Source organism: Streptomyces sp. NPDC017056 (assembly GCF_044332485.1).
In the GTDB taxonomy this organism is placed as follows: domain Bacteria; phylum Actinomycetota; class Actinomycetes; order Streptomycetales; family Streptomycetaceae; genus Streptomyces.
Genome location: NZ_JBIRPD010000010.1, coordinates 217,951 through 234,861, shown reverse-complemented (window position 1 = coordinate 234,861; position 16,911 = coordinate 217,951). Strand labels below are relative to the sequence as shown.

Genomic DNA, 16,911 nt, shown 5'->3' with positions numbered 1-16,911 from the left:
CGGGGCGGGGCTCAGCGGGAGAACAGCACCGAGCGGACCAGGACCCGCTTCGGGGCGGCCTTGCCGGGGGGAACGACGAAGAAGGTGTCGCTGCTGCAGTCGTCGTCGGCGTAGAGGACGGCGGTGGCGTTGGTCCGGTTGCGCGCGGCGTAGGCGAAGTCGGCGCCGTCCGGCAGCTTGAGGGTGACGCACTCCTTGCCCGGCGGGTTGAAGACGGCCGCCCGCTGGTCCAGCTTGTTGCCGGTGTTGAAGCCGTAGGAGAAGACCCCGTCGGCGGCGTAGGCGGAGGTCGGGGTGGTCAGGGCGAGTACGGCCGCTCCGAAGGCGGCGGCGACGGAGGTACGCAGGCGCATCTGGTGACTCCTCGTGGTTGTCGGTGTCGAGCAACTACTCGGAGTGAATATGGCTCAGCGTATGGCGTCTTTCCCGGCGCCGCCCCGGAAACACCCCTGGTGGCGTAGCGCCCTGAGCCGTTCGAGCCGGTCAGGGGCTCCGCCGTGCGCGCCGGTCAGGAGTGCGGCAGGCCCGCGGGCAGACTGGGCATGTCCGGCAGCTTGAGCTTGCCTTCGGCCTTGGTGAAGTCGTCGGTGGGCCCGCCCTTCCAGCTCACCTTCATCGTCTTGCCGTCGGCGGACGGCTTGGCGGTGCCCATGGTGCGGGTGGTGTGGCCGCCCATGCACTTCAGCGCGATGACCGTGACGCCCATGGTCTCGGCCTTGCCCTGGCAGGCCACGTTGCTCCCGGCGCCGAGGCCCATCGAGGCGGTGCCCCGGTAGATGACGAGGGTCAGGTCCGAGTCGCCGGTCTTGGCCGTCCAGGCGCCGTCGAGCGCGCTGCCGGCCGCGGGCTTGTCCGCGCCCTGCGAGGGTGCGGTCGGCGCCGGGCTGGTGCTCGGAGCGTCGGCTCCGCCGGTCTTGCCGCTGCTGCCGCAGCCGCTGAGCAGCATGGCGGCGGCGGTGGCCGCCCCGGCGATCTGCGCTGCCTTGCGCACGTACGTCTCCTCCGTTGTGGGACAGGGAGACGTGAGGCTAGCAACGCGGCGCACGGACCGGGCGTGTAACGGGTGGGGCGGGAGGGATTGCGGCGCCGTCGCTACAGAGTTGGCGCGTGGCCGTGACCTTCCGCGGGCCGGACGGGCGGGTTGCGGGGGTCCGCCCCCTCGTGGCTCACCCGGCGCCGCCCGAGCCCACCGACTCGTCCTCGATCACCGCGGACCGGACCGCGCGGGCGATCCATTCCTCGCGGCCCAGCCGCTTGAGCTCGCGGTGCACGGAGCGCCGGTCGCGGCCGAGCGCCAGCCTGCGGTCCAGCCGGATGGCCGCGACGAGGGCCGCGAACGTCCGGTCGCAGGGGTCGGCGAAGCCGGTGGCCAGGGCACTCTTGAAGCGCGCGTGGGCCGGCCCGGCGAGATCCACCGGACCGGCCGTCAGGCGCTCGTACCGGAAGAGGCCGAGGGCCCGCCGGGACTCCCGGCGGATCGCGCCGCGCTCCTCCAGCCGCTGCCGGCACAGCTCGTCGACACCGCGCCCCGCGCTCCGCACCCAGCGCCGGGCCTTGCCCCCGTCGCCCTGTCCGCCCTTCGTGGGGTCGGGCAGGGCGGCCAGCGCGCCGTCCAGCACCGGGTCGCCGAGCGGCAGCGGGTTGTGGACGGTGATCCGGCCGCCGCGGCCCTCGCCGACCCGGCCGGCCCACTCCAGTTCCGCGAGGGCGGCGCCGGCCAGGGCGTAGCGCAGGTAGGACGACTCGCACAGCGGCTTGCCGCGCTCCGGGTCCAAGGCCAGGAGCAGCAGTTCCTCGGGCAGGGTGGGCCCCCGGTCCGGGCCGCCGGACGCGTCGCGCCCGGTCATGACGTTCGCGCGGGCCTGATCCGGCCGGTGACCTCGCCCAGGCCGATACGGGAGCCCTCGGGGCCCGGCGCCCATGCGGTCAGCGTGACCTCGTCGCCGTCCTCCAGGTACGGGCCCTTGCCGCCGGTGAGTTCGAGCAGGCAGCCGACCTGGTCCGGCTCGGGTCCGGAGACCGTGCCGGAGGCGTAGAAGTCGCCGGTGCGCAGCGACGCGCCGTTGACCGTCATGTGGGCGAGCTGCTGGGCGGCGGTCCAGTACATGGCGGAGAAGGGCGGGCGGGTCACCGTCTCGCCGTTGATGTCCACCTGGATGCGCAGGTCGATGCCGCCGGGTTCGGCGTCCGTGTCGTCCAGGTAGGGGAGGACGGGTACGTCGCGGGCGGGCGGCGCCGTACGCGCGTGGTCCAGGGCGTCCAGCGGCGTGATCCAGGCGGACACGGAGGTGGCGAAGGACTTGCCGAGGAAGGGGCCGAGCGGCACGTACTCCCAGGCCTGGATGTCGCGCGCCGACCAGTCGTTGACCAGGCAGACGCCGAAGACGTGGTCGCGGAAGCCGGCCAGGCCGACCGGCTCGCCGAGCGCGGACGGGGTGCCGACGACGAAGCCGACCTCCGCCTCGATGTCCAGCCGCGTGGAGGGCCCGAAGACGGGCGCCGCGTCGGCCGGGGCCTTGCGCTGGCCGTTGGGCCTTACCACCGGGGTGCCGGAGACGACGACCGTGCCGGACCTGCCGTGGTAGCCGATGGGCAGGTGCTTCCAGTTGGGGGTGAGCGCCTCGGCGTCCGGGCGGAAGATCCGGCCGACGTTGGTGGCGTGGTGCTCGCTGGCGTAGAAGTCGACGTAGTCGGCGACCTCGAACGGCAGGTGCAGCGTCACCGCGTCCAGCGGGAGCAGCAGCGACTCGGTGGTGGCGCGGTGCGCCGGCTCGGTGACGGCGGCGCGCACGGCGTCCCGTACGGCCCGCCAGACGTCGCGGCCCGCGGCGAGCAGCGGGTTGAGGTTCGGTGCGGCGAGCAGGCCGGCGTGCGGGGACTCGGAGGTGGTGGCGAGGGCGTTCAGGTCCAGTACGTGGTCGCCGTAGCGGACGCCGATGCGTCGCCGGTCCGGCTCGTCCGCCGTGCTGAACACGCCGTAGGGCAGGGTGTGCGGCCCGAAGGGGTGGCCTTCGGGCAGGTCGAGCGGGCTCTGCTCGGGCATGTACGGCTCCTCGCGTGGGTCGTCTCGCGTGCGTCGTCACCTGTGGCCGGCGGCCCGGCCGGTGGGCCGGGGGCTCGACGATCAGATTACGGCCCAACGGCCCGCGAGGGGATGGCCGGTCGGACGGCGGGTGCGGTCGCTCGCGGGGCGGTGCGAAAGGCGCCGGCGAAGCCACCTAAAGAGTTCGCAATGTCCTGAAAAGCGGTGCCGGAATGGTCAGTTCGGGCTTAGCGTCCTAGCCGGGCGCGGCCGGGGCGGGACGCGTGCCGTTGGGGGGTCAGGTGGCTCGTACCAGCACTACGTTCACGGTGGACCGGACCGTTCCGGGGCTCGTCGTGAAGATCGGCGATTACCCGCTGCACCACGGCGGGGTGGGGGCGATCCGCAGTCTGGGCCGCCTCGGTGTGCCCGTATACGCCATCACGGAAGACAGATTCACGCCTGCCGCCGTCTCGCGCTACCTGCACGGGCGCTGCGTCTGGCCGACCACCGGACGCGAGGACCCCGAGCGGCTCGTGGAGGTGCTGCTGCGCATCGGCAAGCGCATCGGCCGGCCCGCGGTCCTGATACCGACCGACGAAGAGGCCGCCGTCCTGATCGCCGAGTACGCCGACGCCCTCGGCGACCGCTTTCTCTTTCCGCGCACCGAGGCGGGCCTGCCGCGCCGCCTGGCGAGCAAACAGGGGCTGCACGAGCTGTGCGTGGAGCACGGCGTGCCGTCGCCCGCTGCCGCCTTCCCCCAGTCGCAGGCGGACATCGAGCGCTTCGCCGCGCAGGCGCGCTTTCCGGTGGTGGCCAAGAACCGCGAGGCGTTCCAGCGGCGCAGGAGCCCGGCGGTCGCCGGCACGACCCGGATCTCCGGCCCCGACCAGCTCGTCTGCCTGGCCCGCGACTGGGGGCAGCGGCCGGGCGTGATCCTCCAGGAGTACCTGCCCAGGGAGGAGGCCGAGGACTGGATCGTGCACGCGTACTTCGACGCGGAGAGCACCGCGCTGGCCCTGTTCACCGGGGTGAAGGTGCGTTCCTGGCCACCGCACGCGGGCATGACGGCCTGCGCGTACGTCGTGGACAACCCGGAACTGGCGGAGCTGACCGCGCAGTTCGTCAAGCGCATCGGTTTCAGCGGCATCGTCGACCTGGACTGGCGCTACGACCGCAGGGACGGCGAGTACAAGCTGCTGGACTTCAACCCGCGAATGGGCGCCCAGTTCCGCCTGTTCGAGAACGAGTCGGGCATCGACGTCGTACGGGCCCAGCACCTGGACCTGACCGGCCGCAGGGTCCCGGAGGGGGAGCAGCGCGCCGGGCAGCGGTTCGTCGTGGAGAACATCGACCTGCCGGCCCTGCTCGCGTACCGGCGCAGCGGCTACACGACGCCGCACGCGCCGCGCCGCGCCACCGGCACGGAGCTGGCGTGGCTGGCCGCCGACGACCTCAAGCCGTTCTTCACGATGCTGGCCAGGTTCGTGGGGCCGGGGGCCCGGCACCTGGTGCAGCTGCGGCGCGCGAGCAGACGCGCGCGGGAGGCGGCGCACAGCGGCGCGTTCCGGCAGGCGCGCCCGTAGCGGCGCGGGACGCCGGGATTCCGACCGGGCACCGGCCCGGGATTCAGCGGGGGCGCCCGGACGGGGGGCCCTGGGGCAGTGGGGGCACTGCCGGTCCGTAACACCCTGGGGAGGGGAACGCACGTGAACACTCCGGTAGCGGTCATCGGGGCGGGCCCGTACGGCCTGTCGACGGCGGCTCATCTTCGCGCGCGCGGGATGCCCGTGCGCGTCTTCGGCCGGCCGATGGTGAGCTGGCGCGAGCACATGCCCGCGGGGATGCTGCTCAAGTCGACGCCCGTGGCGTCCAACATCGACACCCCGCAGGCTGGGCACACGCTCCGGGACTTCTGCGACGCGGTCGGCGAGCGGCGCTACGAGTCCGACTGGGACATCGTCCCCGTCGAGGACTTCGTGCGGTACGGCGAGTGGTTCCAGGAGAAGCTGGTCCCCGACCTGGAGCAGGTGCGGGTGGTGTCGGTGGACCGTCGGGCCGGCGGTTTCGAGCTGAAGCTGGACAGCGGCGAGGAGTTCCGGGCGCGGGCCGTCGTCGTGGCGACCGGGCTGACCGGGTTCGCCAGGATGCCCCGCGAGCTGGCCGCCGCGGTGCCGGACGGGCCGTCCCCCACCGGGCCCGTCTCGCACAGCTCCCAGCACCGGGACCTGTCGGTCTTCGCGGGCCGGGACGTGGTGGTGGTGGGCGCCGGGCAGTCGGCGCTGGAGAGCGCTGTGCTGCTCGCCGAGTCCGGCGCCAAGTCCGTACGGGTCGTGGCGCGCGGCCGTACGGCAGTGGGCTTCGGCACGCCGCCGGACCGGCAGCCCAAGCTGCGGCCCGAGACGCCGTTCGGCAACGCCTGGTCGCTGTACGCGTTCACCAACTACGCGAGCGGCTTCCGGTACCTGCCTGCGCCCACCCGGCGGTTCCTGGTGCGCCGGGTGCTGGGGCCGCTGGGCGCCTGGTGGCTGCGGGAGCGCTTCGTGGGGCGCGTCCAGGTCACGGCCGGGCGGCGGATCGCGGGGGCGCGCGTCGAGGACGGCCGCCCCGTACTGACGCTGCGCGGCCCCGAGGGCCGGACCGGCGAACTGGCCGCCGACCACGTCCTGGCCGCCACCGGCTACCGGGTCGACCTGGCGGCGATGGACTTCCTCGGCCAGGGCCTGCGCACCGGGATCACGGTGCGCGGCGGCGGCCCCCGCCTGGACGCGGGCTTCGGCTCCTCGGTGCCGGGCCTGTACTTCACGGGCCTGCCGGCGGCGGCCTCCTTCGGCCCGGTGATGCGCTTCGTCTGCGGCACCGAGTTCGCGTCCCGGCGGTTGGCGGGGGCGGTGGTGCGGCGCCACTGACGGCAGCGCGGGCACGGCGGTGCCGGCTCGGTGCCGGCTCGGTGGTGGCCGACATGCCGGTGGTTTCCGGCCGGATGCCGCCAAGTCCGAGCTGCTCGTACGAGGCGATCCGTCACCAGGCGGCCTTCGGCTCGGCCGGAAACTCCCGTTCCCGGGACCGTTTCCGGCCGAGCGCCGCCGCACGGGGCCGCCCGGCGGGGTGCCGGCCCGCGGTCGGCGGAAGAACGCGTGGTCGTCGCGGGGGTGTGCGCGAGCGGTCACGGAATGTGGCGCCGGGGGCCATCGGGAAAACACTGGTACCGACTGCCCCGTCCCTCCCAGAGCAAATCGTGACGAACAGGCATGCGCGGACATAACGGGCGGTTGTTTGAGGGGTCCGGACGCCCTGCGCGCCGCCCGGGCGCTTCGGAGGGACGGGCGCTCACGGTGATCCAACTGCGACCGGATACGCTGGCCAATGGTGAAGACAGCGACAGATCGACAATCCGTTTGATCGTCAGCAGACAGGAGTACCCCTCGTGACCGTCGTCGGGCCCTTCGGGCTGAGCGTGCGGGACCAGGCTCTTGAGGCCGATGTCCAGGCCGGGTTGGCGGCTGTCGAGGAGGGCCTGCTGGAGGCCACCAAAAGCGACGTGCCGTTCATCACCGAGGCCGCGCAGCACCTCGTACGAGCAGGCGGCAAGCGGTTCCGGCCGCTGCTGGTGATGCTGGCCGCGCAGTTCGGCGACTCGCACGCGCCGGGCATCGTCCCCTCCGCCGTCGTCGTCGAGCTGACGCACCTGGCGACGCTGTACCACGACGACGTCATGGACGAGGCGGACGTGCGCCGCGGGGTGGCCAGCGCCAACGCCCGCTGGGGCAACTCCGTCGCGGTGCTGACCGGCGACTTCCTCTTCGCACGTGCCTCGCACATACTGGCCGACCTCGGCCCGGAGGCCGTACGCATCCAGGCCGAGGCGTTCGAGCGCCTCGTCACCGGCCAGATCCTGGAGACCGCGGGACCGCGCGACGGCCGCGACCCGATCGACCACTACCTGGACGTCATCGCCGGCAAGACCGGCTCGCTGATCGCCGTCGCCGGCCGCTTCGGCGCCATGATGTCCGGCGCCGACGAGTCCACCGTCAACATCCTGACCCAGTACGGCGAACGGCTCGGCACCGCTTTCCAGCTCGCCGACGACGTCCTGGACATCGCCAGCGACTCCCACGAGTCCGGCAAGACGCCCGGCACCGACCTGCGCGAGGGCATCCCGACCCTGCCGGTCCTGCGCCTGCGCGCCCTGGCCGAGGGGCCGGCCGGCACCGACCGGGACCGCGAGCTGCGCGACCTGCTGGCCGGCGACCTCACCGACGACGTCCGGCACGCCGAGGCGCTGGCCGGGCTGCGCGCCCACCCGGCGCTGGAGCAGGCCCGCCGCGACACGGTGCGCTACGCCGAGGAGGCGCGGGCCATGCTGGTGCCGCTGCCGGAGTGCACGGCGAAGGCGGCCCTGGAGGGGCTGTGCGACTCGGTGGTGCACCGGGCGGGCTGAGGCCGCGCCCGTTCCCGCGACGTGCCCTGTGAGACGTCGCGGCACCGGTGAGGCAGCCGGTGTCCCCTAGGGACCGGTCCGCCTTTGGTCTCATCCGCTCCGCCCTGTGACGGTGTGAGGTCATCCCACCGGAGTAGGAGGAGTTGGCCCCGGGGACTGACGCGTACGGCTGGCCGGTTTGGTGGGATTGGGGCACCACGCCACGGCGGAACGGGTCACAATGAGCCCGGGGGTGGACGAGTGCGTCGCAGAGCAGGCCGCCGCTTACGACGGAGGTAGGGCACATGCCACGGAACCAACCGACACAGGTCACCGACGAGTGGGACGGGGACGGGGGGCGCTCCGCGAAGCGCCGCAAGACGATGCGGTACGCGATCCCGGTCGCGGTGGTGGGCGTCGCGGCGGCCTCGATCGGGCTGGTCCCGGCTTTCGCGGGCGCCGGCTCCCCGGATCTGCCGAAGATCTCGGCGCAGGACCTCATAGCCAAGATCGCCAAATCGGATGTGCGGCAGCTGTCCGGCACCATCCGCACCAACACCGACCTGGGCCTGCCGGCCGGCCTTTCGGGCAGCGGCGCGGCCGCGTTCGGCGGGGCCGCCGACCGGGGCGGCAAGGCCGGTGCCGACAAGGACTCCTCGGCGAGCCCGCAGAGCCAGCTCATGGGCCTGGCGTCCGGGTCGAACACGCTGCGCGTCGCCGCCGACGGGCCCGACAAGCAGCGGGTCTCGGTCGTCGGCAAGGCCGCCGAGTACAACTTCGTGCACAACGGCCGTGACGTCTGGGGTTACGACAGCAAGAGCAACACCGCGTACCACGGCACGGTCCCGGCCGACGCGGGCAAGCGCGGCCCGGCCACGTCCGGCAAGGCCGGCGGTCCGCAGAGCATGACCCCGCAGGAGCTGGCCAAGAAGGCGCTGGACGCGGTCGGCGACACCACCTCGGTCTCGGTCGACGGCACGGCCAAGGTGGCCGGGCGCGACGCGTACCAGCTCGCGGTCAAGCCCAAGCAGGCCGGCTCCACGGTCGACTCGGTCCGCATCGCGGTGGACGCCGAGACCGGTGTGCCGCTGAAGTTCACGCTCACGCCCAAGGGCGGCGGGGCCGCGGCGGTCGACGTGGGCTTCACCTCCGTCGACTTCGCCAAGCCCGCGGCCGGCACCTTCGACTTCACGCCGCCGAAGGGCGCCAAGGTCGTCAACGGCGACCAGGCCGCCGCACGGCACCGCGCCAAGGGCGAGCAGGCCGCCGAGGGACTCCAGGGCATCCTGGGGCAGCACGGCCCGACCGGCAAGGGCAAGAACGGCAAGGACGGCGGCTTCGACGTCATCGGCAGCGGCTGGACCTCGATCGCCCACGTCAAGGGCGCCGGATCCGGCCTGACCGGCAAGGGCAAGAACGCCTCGGGTGACGCGGCCAAGCTGCTGGACAGCCTCGGCGAGAAGGTCAGCGGCGACTTCGGCTCCGGCCGGCTGTTCAGCACCCGCCTGGTCAACGCCCTGGTGACGGACGACGGCTCGGTCTACGCCGGTGCCGTGGACAAGGAAACCCTGATCAAGGCGGCCGACGCCGCGAAGTGACCGGGCGCGGGGCGGGCCGCCAGGGCCCGCCCCGCCACAGTGGGGGAGCCGATGACACAGCCGTCCGCCGTGGACCGGGTGATCGAGACCCGGGGCCTGACGAAGAGGTACCGCGGCGGGCAGCTCGCCGTCGACGGCCTCGACCTCGCCGTGCCACGCGGCAGTGTCTTCGGCTTCCTCGGCCCCAACGGCTCCGGCAAGACCACCACCATCCGCATGCTGCTGGGCCTGATCGAGCCTTCTTCGGGCGGCGCCCGGCTGCTCGGCGAGCCGATGCCGCGGGCGGCCCGCCGGGTGCTCCCCAGGGTCGGCGCCCTCATCGAGGGCCCGGCCCTGTACGGCTTCCTCAGCGGCCGCGACAACCTCGTCAGGTACGACGCGGCCGACCCGGACGCCGATCCCCGCACCCGCGCGCGGCGGGTGGGCGCCGCGCTCGAACGCGTAGGGCTGGCCGCCGCGTCCCGCAAGAAGGCCCGCGCCTACTCGCTGGGCATGAAGCAGCGCCTGGGACTGGCCGCCGCGCTCCTGCGGCCACGGGAACTGCTCGTGCTGGACGAGCCGACCAACGGCCTGGACCCGCAGGGCATGCGGGAGATCCGCACCCTGGTCAGGGAGCTGGCGGGCGACGGCACCACCGTCTTCCTCTCCTCCCACCTCCTCGACGAGATCGAGCAGGTCTGCACGCACGCCGCGGTGATGGCGCGCGGCCGGCTGATCACCCAGGGCACGGTTGCCGCGCTGTCCGCCGGCACGCGGGGGCGGCTGGTGGTCGGCACCACCGACACCGCCGAAGCGGTGCGGGTGCTCAAGGAGTACGGCGTGACCGACCTCGTGGTCACGGAGGAGCGGGTCAGCGGGGAGCCGCCCGCGCCGGCCGGCGGGCCGCCCGGAGCGGCCGCCCCGCCCGACCTCGCCGAGGTGAACGCCGCCCTCGTACACGCCGGGGTACGCGTACGGGCCTTCGGCACGGAACGGGCGTCCCTGGAGGACGTCTTCGTACGGCTCACGGGAGAGGGCTTCGATGTCGCGGGTTGAGACAGCCGGGGCCGGGGCCGCCCTCCGTATGCCGCGGTCGCCCGGCCTGCTGCGCAACGAGATCGGTACGACCTTCCGGCGCTGGCGCACCCTCGCGCTGCTCGGCGTCCTCGCCGCCGTACCGGTCCTGATCGGCGTCGCCGTGCGGATCGAGACGGGCGGCGAGAGCGGCGGGCCGGGCGCTTCGGGCGGCGCGGCCTTCGTCTCGCAGGTCACCAACAACGGCCTCTTCCTGGTCTTCACCTCGCTGGCCGCGACCCTGCCGGTCTTCCTGCCGCTGGCGGTGGGGGTGATCGCCGGGGACTGTGTCGCGGGCGAGGCCAACGCCGGGACGCTGCGCTACCTGCTCGTCGCGCCCGCGGGGCGGACGAAGCTGTTGCTGGTCAAGTACGCGACCACGGTGGCGTTCTGCCTGGTCGGCACGCTGGTCGTGGCGGCTTCGGCCCTGGTCGCCGGCGTACTGCTCTTCCCCGTCGGCGAGGTGACACTGCTGTCCGGCACCACCGTGCCGTTCGGCGAGGGGCTGCTGCGCGCGCTGGCCGTCGCGGGCGTCGTGGCCTGCTCCCTCGTCGGGTTCGCGGCGATCGGACTGTTCGTCTCGACGCTGACCAACAGCGGCATCGCCGCGATGGCCGCCACGGTCGGCCTGCTGATCATGGTCCAGATCCTGGACGCCATCCCGCAGTTGCACGCGATCCAGCCGTATCTCTTCCCGCACTACTGGCTGTCCTTCGCCGACGTACTGCGCGACCCCGTCTACTGGGACCAGCTCCAGAAGAACCTCGGCCTCCAGGCGCTGTACGCGGCCGTCTTCGGCTCCGCGGCCTGGGCACGCTTCACCGCCCGCGACGTCACGTCCTGAACGCCGGCCGGTGACCGCTGCCGCTCCGGCCGGAGCGGCAGCGGCCCGCCGTCAGAAGGTCAGCTTCCAGCTGTCGATGTAACCGGTGTCCTGCGGACCGATGTCCTGCACCCGCAGCTGCCAGGTGCCGTCGGCCGTCTCGGCGGACGCGTCCACGGTGTACGTGGCGACCACGTCGGCCGCCGAGTCCGAGCCGTCGGAGCTCTTGAGCCGGTACGCCCGCCCGCTCGGGCCGACCAGGTCGATCACCAGGTCGCCGCGGTAGCTGTGCTTGACGACCACGCCGACCTGGAGCGCGGCCGGCGCGTTGCCCGTACGCCCGGTGACCGTCACCGGCGAGGTCACCGCGGCGCCCGCGTCCGGGATCTGCACGTCGGCGGTGTTCTCGAAGACGGTGCCGCCGGGCGGGGTGGTCGTGCCGACGCCCAGCGTCCACACCGCGTGCGCGACGGCGTCGCTGTTGCGGTCCAGGGCGGTGTCGTCGATGTTCGACGAGGTGTCGCAGGAGCGGTGGTAGCAGCGGTCGAAGGGCTGGCCCGCCGTGCCGCCCCACTTCTGCGCCTGGGCGGCCGTCTTGGTGTAGTCGGCACCCGAGAACAGGCCGCCGACGGCGATGCCGGCGTTCTTGAACGGCGCGTGGTCGCTGCGGCCGTCGCCCTCGGTCTCGATCTCGGTGGGGATGTTGCGCGCGGCGTAGAAGTTCTTGAAAACGCCCTCGATCTGCGGGTTGTCGTCGTAGACGAAGTAGCCGGGGTTCGGCGAGCCCACCATGTCGAAGTTCAGGTAGCCGCTGAACTTCGCGCGGTCGGCGGCGGACAGCCGGCTCACGTAGTACTGGGAGCCGCGCATGCCCAGTTCCTCGGCGCCCCACCAGCCGAAGCGCAGGTGCTTGGTGGGTTTGGCGGCCTCGCGGGCCACCGCCAGCGCGGTTTCCAGCACCGCGGCGGAGCCGGAGCCGTTGTCGTTGATGCCGGGGCCCGCGCTGACGGAGTCGAGGTGGGCGCCGGTCATCAGGACCTGGTTCGGGTCGCCGCCGGGCCAGTCGGCGATCAGGTTGTAGCCGGTGGCGCCGCTCGCGGTGAACTGCTGCACGCTGGTGGTGAAGCCCGCCGCGTCCAGCTTGCCCTTGATGTAGTCGAGCGACGCCCGGTAACCGGCCCGGCCGTGGGCCCGGTTGCCGCCGTTGGCGGTGGCGATCGACTGGAGCTGGCCCAGGTGGGCCTTGACGTTGGCCACCGGGATGTCGGGGGCGGCGAGCGCGGTGGCGGCCGTGGGGGTGGGGGAGTGGCCGGCGGCGGGCGCGGCGGTGGCCGCACCGGCCGCCCCGGGTATCGCGACGATCAGGCCGATCGCGGCACCGGTGGCGGTGAGCCGCAAGCCGTCCGTGCCGGATCTTCGAAAACGAAGGGCCGCAGAGCGTATACCAGTGTTCCATGCCATGAGAGGGGTCTCCGGATTCCGAACGTGAGGTGAACGGACCGTGCGTGGCGCGAAGTTGATGCTGGGCGCGGCACGCCCCGCTGGCAAGGCGGAAACCGGACACCCCGCCCCGCATATCGCGCACGGCGGTGCGCGGCGGCCTACCGGGCCTGGGAAGCGCGCTGCGAGGCGGCCGTGGCGGCCTCAGGGGCCGCGGGAGCCGCCGGAGCCGTCGCGGGGACGGCTTCCGCGACGGACCGGCCGGCGGCCGCGGTACGCGCCGCGGCGAGGGCCGTGCGCGCCTTGCGGCCGGTACGGACCGCGTCGTACGTCAGGAGCACCAGCGCCAGCCAGACGAGGGCGAAGCCCGCCCAGCGCTCCGGCGGCATCTCCTCGTGGAAGACCAGCAGACCGAGGGCGAACTGGAAGGTCGGCGCCAGGTACTGGAGCATGCCGAGCACGGTCAGCGGCAGGCGCATCGCCGCCGCGCCGAAGGCGATCAGCGGCAGCGCGGTGGCCACGCCGCAGCCCATGAGCAGCAGCATCCGGCCCGCCCCGCCCGTCACGAACCCGGCGTCACCGCGCACGCCGAGATACACCAGGACGCCGAGCGCGGGCAGGAACTGCATCGCCGTCTCGGCGCTGAACCCCTCGATCCCGTCCATCTTCACGCCCTTCTTGACCAGGCCGTACGTGGCGAACGAGAACGCCAGCCCGAGCGAGATCCAGGGCACCTTGCCGTACGCCACGGCCATCACGACCACCGCCGCGCTGCCGACGCCCACGGCCGTCCACTGCAAAGGGCGCAGCCGCTCGCGCAGCACCAGCACGCCGAAAGCGATGCTGACCAGCGGGTTGATGAAGTAACCCAAGCTCGCTTCGAGTACGTGCCCGGTGTTGACCGCCCAGATGTACAGGAACCAGTTGACGGAGATGACGGTGGCGCAGACCAGGACCAGGCCGAGCCGCCTGGGCTGCCGCACCAGCTGCCGCATCCAGGACCAGCGGCGCAGCACGGCCAGGATGACGAGGGCGACCGGCAGCGACCACAGCATCCGGTGGGCCAGGATCTCGGCGGGGGCCAGGTCACCCAGCAGGTGCCAGTAGAGGGGGAGCACGCCCCACACCACGTAGGCGGCCGTGCCGTAGACGAGTCCTGTGCGCTGGTCCGACTGGGGTTGCAAGGGGCCCTCCGCTGAATGCCGCTCCATCCGCGCCGCCGTGGCTGCGGGTCGCGCTCTGAAAGTAACGCCAGATGGGCCGCCTGTCATGTCCGTACCGCAATACGGTCATGACTCCTGCTCGGGGCGGCGGAACCCGCGGAGGAGACGGGTACCGGCCGAAAACAGCGCGGTGCCCGTACGAGGCGCCGGATGACGTCTCGTACGGGCACCGGGCGGTGCTGTGGGTGGGGCTAGCCGACGACGGTCCAGGTGTCGTTGCCGGCGAGGAGGGTGGCGAGGTCGCCCTTGCCCTTTTGTTCGATGGCGGTGTCGAGCTGGTCGCCCATGAGGGTGTCGTAGACGGGGCGGTCGACGTTGCGCAGCACGCCGATGGGGGTGTGGTGCAGGGTGTCGGGGTCGGCCAGGCGGGAGAGGGCGAAGGCGGTGGTGGGTGAGGGGTGGTGCGCGTCATGGACGAGGACCGCGTCCGTGCCGTGCGTCGTGACGTCGATGACCTTGAGGTCGCCGGTGGCCGGGTCGCGGATGACGCCCTTGGCGCCGAGGCCGTCGGCGGCGGGCGCGCCGAAGCGGATCGGCTGCCCGTGCTCCAGGCGGATCACGGCCTCCTCGGCCTGCTGCTTGTCCTTGAGGACCTCGAAGGCGCCGTCGTTGAAGATGTTGCAGTTCTGGTAGATCTCCACCAGCGCCGTGCCCGGGTGGGCGGCGGCCGCGCGCAGCACGCTGGTCAGGTGCTTGCGGTCGGAGTCGACGGTGCGGGCCACGAAGGACGCCTCGGCGCCGATGGCCAGCGAGACCGGGTTGAAGGGCGCGTCCAGCGAGCCCATCGGCGTCGACTTGGTGATCTTTCCGACCTCGGAGGTGGGGCTGTACTGGCCCTTGGTCAGGCCGTAGATCCGGTTGTTGAACAGCAGGATCTTGAGGTTGACGTTGCGGCGCAGGGCGTGGATGAGGTGGTTGCCGCCGATGGACAGGGCGTCGCCGTCGCCGGTGACCACCCACACCGACAGGTCGCGGCGCGAGGAGGCCAGGCCGGTGGCGATGGCCGGGGCGCGGCCGTGGATGGAGTGCATCCCGTAGGTGTTCATGTAGTACGGGAAGCGGGAGGAGCAGCCGATGCCGGAGACGAAGACGATGTTCTCCTTGGCCAGGCCGAGTTCGGGCATGAAGCCCTGCACGGCGGCGAGCACGGCGTAGTCCCCGCAGCCGGGGCACCAGCGCACCTCCTGGTCGGACTTGAAGTCCTTCATGGACTGCCGGGCCTCGGCCTTGGGCACCAGGGAAAGCGCCTCGATCGCCTGCGTCCCCTCCGCGATCGTCTCAGTCATTGATGGCCTCCTTAAAGACCTCCGCGAGCTGTTCGGCCTTGAACGGCATGCCGCTGACCTGGGTGTGGGAGCGGGCGTCGACGAGGTACTTCGCCCGCAGCAAGGTGGCGAGCTGGCCGAGGTTCATCTCCGGCACCACGACCTTGCCGTAGCGGGCGAGGAGGGCGCCGAGGTTGTGCGGGAAGGGGTTGAGGTGGCGCAGGTGGGCCTGGGCGATGCGCCCGCCGTCGCGCCGGACGCGGCGTACCGCCGCGGTGATCGGGCCGTAGGTCGAGCCCCAGCCCAGGACCAGGGTGTCCGCGCCGCCGTCCGGGTCGTCGACGACCAGGTCGGGCACCGCGATGCCGTCGATCTTGGCTTGGCGGGTGCGGACCATGAAGTCGTGGTTGGCCGGATCGTAGGAGATGTTGCCGGTGCCGTCCTGCTTCTCGATCCCGCCGATGCGGTGCTCCAGGCCCGGCGTGCCGGGCACCGCCCACGGCCGCGCCAGGGTCTGCGGGTCCCGCTTGTAGGGCCAGAACGTTTCGGTGCCGTCGTCGAGGGTGTGGTTGGGCCCGGAGGCGAACTGCACCCGCAAGTCGGGCAGCTGGTCGACCTCGGGGATGCGCCACGGCTCGGAGCCGTTGGCCAGATAGCCGTCGGACAGCAAGAAGACCGGGGTGCGGTAGGCCAGCGCGATGCGGGCGGCCTCCAGCGCCGCGTCGAAGCAGTCGGCGGGCGTCTGCGGCGCCACGATCGGCACCGGCGCCTCCCCGTTGCGCCCGTACATCGCCTGCAGCAGGTCCGCCTGCTCGGTCTTGGTGGGCAGGCCGGTCGACGGGCCGCCGCGCTGGATGTCCACGATCACCAGCGGCAGCTCCAGGGAGACCGCCAGCCCGATCGTCTCCGACTTCAGCGCCACCCCGGGCCCGGAGGTGGTGGTCACCGCCAGCGCCCCGCCGAAGGCGGCGCCCAGCGCCGCGCCGATCCCGGCGATCTCGTCCTCGGCCTGGAAGGTGCGCACGCCGAAGTTCTTGTGCCGGCTCAGCTCGTGCAGGATGTCGGAGGCCGGGGTGATGGGGTAGGAGCCCAGGTACAGCGACAGGTCCGCCTGCCGGCTCGCGGCGATCAGCCCGTAGGACAGGGCCAGGTTGCCGGAGATGTTGCGGTAGGTGCCGGTCGGGAAGGCGGCGGTGGCCGGGGCGACCTGGTAGGAGACCGCGAAGTCCTCGGTGGTCTCCCCGAAGTTCCAGCCCGCCCGGAAAGCGGCCACATTCGCCGCCGCGATCGCCGGCTTCTTGGCGAACTTCCGGCGCAAAAACGCCTCGGTGCCCTCGGTCGGCCGGTGGTACATCCACGACAGCAGCCCCAGCGCGAACATGTTCTTGGACCGCTCGGCCTCCTTGCGGGAGAGCCCGAAGTCCTTGAGCGCCTCGATGGTCAGCGTCGTCAACGGCACCGGATGGACGTTGTAGGCATCCAGCGAGCCGTCCTCCAGCGGACTGACCGCATAGCCCACCTTCGCCATCGGACGCTTGGTGAACTCGTCGGTGTTGACGATGATGTCCGCACCCCGCGGCACATCCCCCAGATTCGCCTTCAACGCCGCCGGATTCATCGCCACCAGCACGTCGGGCGCATCGCCCGGCGTCAGGATGTCATGGTCGGCGAAGTGCAGCTGGAAACTGGAAACACCCGGCAACGTACCGGCCGGAGCCCGGATCTCGGCGGGAAAGTTCGGCAGCGTCGACAAGTCATTGCCGAAGGACGCCGTCTCCGAGGTGAACCGGTCCCCCGTAAGCTGCATACCGTCACCCGAATCGCCCGCAAACCGGATGATCACCCGGTCCAGGCGACGTACCTCTTTACCGCCGTCGTTCCCGCCGCCGGCGCCGGCCCCGGGAGCGTGCGGCTCCCCGGTGAGCGCTCCGTCGGCCTGCTCGGCTTGGCTGCTGACCTGGCTGGTCACTGCTTCGGACCTCCCTTGGGGCGGTGGCTCGGGACTCGTCGTGCCGACCGGTCGTCCCACGAACATCGTACGTGGGTAAGGGTCGCCTTCCCTGGGCC

The 16,911-nt window shown here is 72.4% G+C and carries 14 protein-coding genes; 6 read left to right on the top strand and 8 right to left on the bottom strand.

Annotation, left to right across the window (positions count from 1 at the left end):
* Positions 1–11: 11 nt before the first annotated feature.
* The 4 genes from ACH4OW_RS20225 to fahA all read right to left on the bottom strand — a co-directional run bounded on the left by ACH4OW_RS20225 (position 12) and on the right by fahA (position 3,043).
* Positions 12–353 carry a hypothetical protein gene (locus ACH4OW_RS20225; protein ID WP_398029337.1) on the bottom strand — a complete coding sequence of 114 codons (342 nt, stop codon included), beginning with the start codon at positions 351–353 and terminating at the stop codon, positions 12–14.
* 155 nt (positions 354–508) lie between these two features.
* Complete coding sequence (locus tag ACH4OW_RS20220) at positions 509–991, bottom strand: hypothetical protein (RefSeq protein WP_398029335.1); 483 nt, start codon at positions 989–991, stop codon at positions 509–511.
* A gap of 175 nt (positions 992–1,166) precedes the next feature.
* Positions 1,167–1,847 carry a GPP34 family phosphoprotein gene (locus ACH4OW_RS20215; protein ID WP_398029333.1) on the bottom strand — a complete coding sequence of 227 codons (681 nt, stop codon included), beginning with the start codon at positions 1,845–1,847 and terminating at the stop codon, positions 1,167–1,169.
* Positions 1,844–3,043 (bottom strand): fumarylacetoacetase, encoded by a 1,200-nt coding sequence (gene fahA / locus ACH4OW_RS20210; RefSeq protein WP_398029331.1) that lies wholly within the window; start codon positions 3,041–3,043, stop codon positions 1,844–1,846. Before fahA ends, ACH4OW_RS20215 begins: the two co-directional genes overlap by 4 nt.
* A 308-nt stretch (positions 3,044–3,351) precedes the next feature.
* Here fahA and ACH4OW_RS20205 point away from each other — a divergent pair, with 308 nt between their 5' ends.
* The 6 genes from ACH4OW_RS20205 (at position 3,352) to ACH4OW_RS20180 (ending at position 10,937) form a co-directional block, all read left to right on the top strand.
* Positions 3,352–4,608 (top strand): ATP-grasp domain-containing protein, encoded by a 1,257-nt coding sequence (locus ACH4OW_RS20205; protein ID WP_398029329.1) that lies wholly within the window; start codon positions 3,352–3,354, stop codon positions 4,606–4,608.
* A 123-nt stretch (positions 4,609–4,731) separates the two neighbouring features.
* Positions 4,732–5,931 (top strand): FAD-dependent oxidoreductase, encoded by a 1,200-nt coding sequence (locus ACH4OW_RS20200; RefSeq protein WP_398029327.1) that lies wholly within the window; start codon positions 4,732–4,734, stop codon positions 5,929–5,931.
* A gap of 518 nt (positions 5,932–6,449) precedes the next feature.
* On the top strand, positions 6,450–7,463 hold the full coding sequence (locus ACH4OW_RS20195) for a polyprenyl synthetase family protein (RefSeq protein WP_360124664.1): 1,014 nt from the start codon (positions 6,450–6,452) through the stop codon (positions 7,461–7,463).
* Positions 7,464–7,747: 284 nt separating this feature from the next.
* Entirely contained in the window at positions 7,748–9,040 is a 1,293-nt protein-coding gene (locus ACH4OW_RS20190; protein WP_360124661.1) for a DUF2092 domain-containing protein, read from the top strand.
* Positions 9,041–9,091: 51 nt separating this feature from the next.
* Entirely contained in the window at positions 9,092–10,075 is a 984-nt protein-coding gene (locus tag ACH4OW_RS20185; RefSeq protein ID WP_398029324.1) for an ABC transporter ATP-binding protein, read from the top strand.
* Positions 10,062–10,937 (top strand): ABC transporter permease, encoded by an 876-nt coding sequence (locus ACH4OW_RS20180; RefSeq protein ID WP_398029322.1) that lies wholly within the window; start codon positions 10,062–10,064, stop codon positions 10,935–10,937. Before ACH4OW_RS20185 ends, ACH4OW_RS20180 begins: the two co-directional genes overlap by 14 nt.
* A 51-nt stretch (positions 10,938–10,988) precedes the next feature.
* Here ACH4OW_RS20180 and ACH4OW_RS20175 read toward each other — a convergent pair whose 3' ends face one another.
* From ACH4OW_RS20175 to ACH4OW_RS20160, 4 genes are all read right to left on the bottom strand, one after another.
* Positions 10,989–12,314 (bottom strand): M28 family peptidase, encoded by a 1,326-nt coding sequence (locus ACH4OW_RS20175; protein WP_398029320.1) that lies wholly within the window; start codon positions 12,312–12,314, stop codon positions 10,989–10,991.
* Positions 12,315–12,517: 203 nt separating this feature from the next.
* On the bottom strand, positions 12,518–13,540 hold the full coding sequence (rarD, locus tag ACH4OW_RS20170; RefSeq protein WP_398029318.1) for an EamA family transporter RarD: 1,023 nt from the start codon (positions 13,538–13,540) through the stop codon (positions 12,518–12,520).
* A gap of 230 nt (positions 13,541–13,770) precedes the next feature.
* Entirely contained in the window at positions 13,771–14,865 is a 1,095-nt protein-coding gene (locus ACH4OW_RS20165) for a 2-oxoacid:ferredoxin oxidoreductase subunit beta (protein WP_360124651.1), read from the bottom strand.
* Positions 14,858–16,813, bottom strand: a complete 1,956-nt coding sequence (locus ACH4OW_RS20160) for a 2-oxoacid:acceptor oxidoreductase subunit alpha (protein ID WP_360124648.1) — start codon at positions 16,811–16,813, stop codon at positions 14,858–14,860. Before ACH4OW_RS20160 ends, ACH4OW_RS20165 begins: the two co-directional genes overlap by 8 nt.
* Between the last annotated feature and the right edge of the window lie 98 nt (positions 16,814–16,911).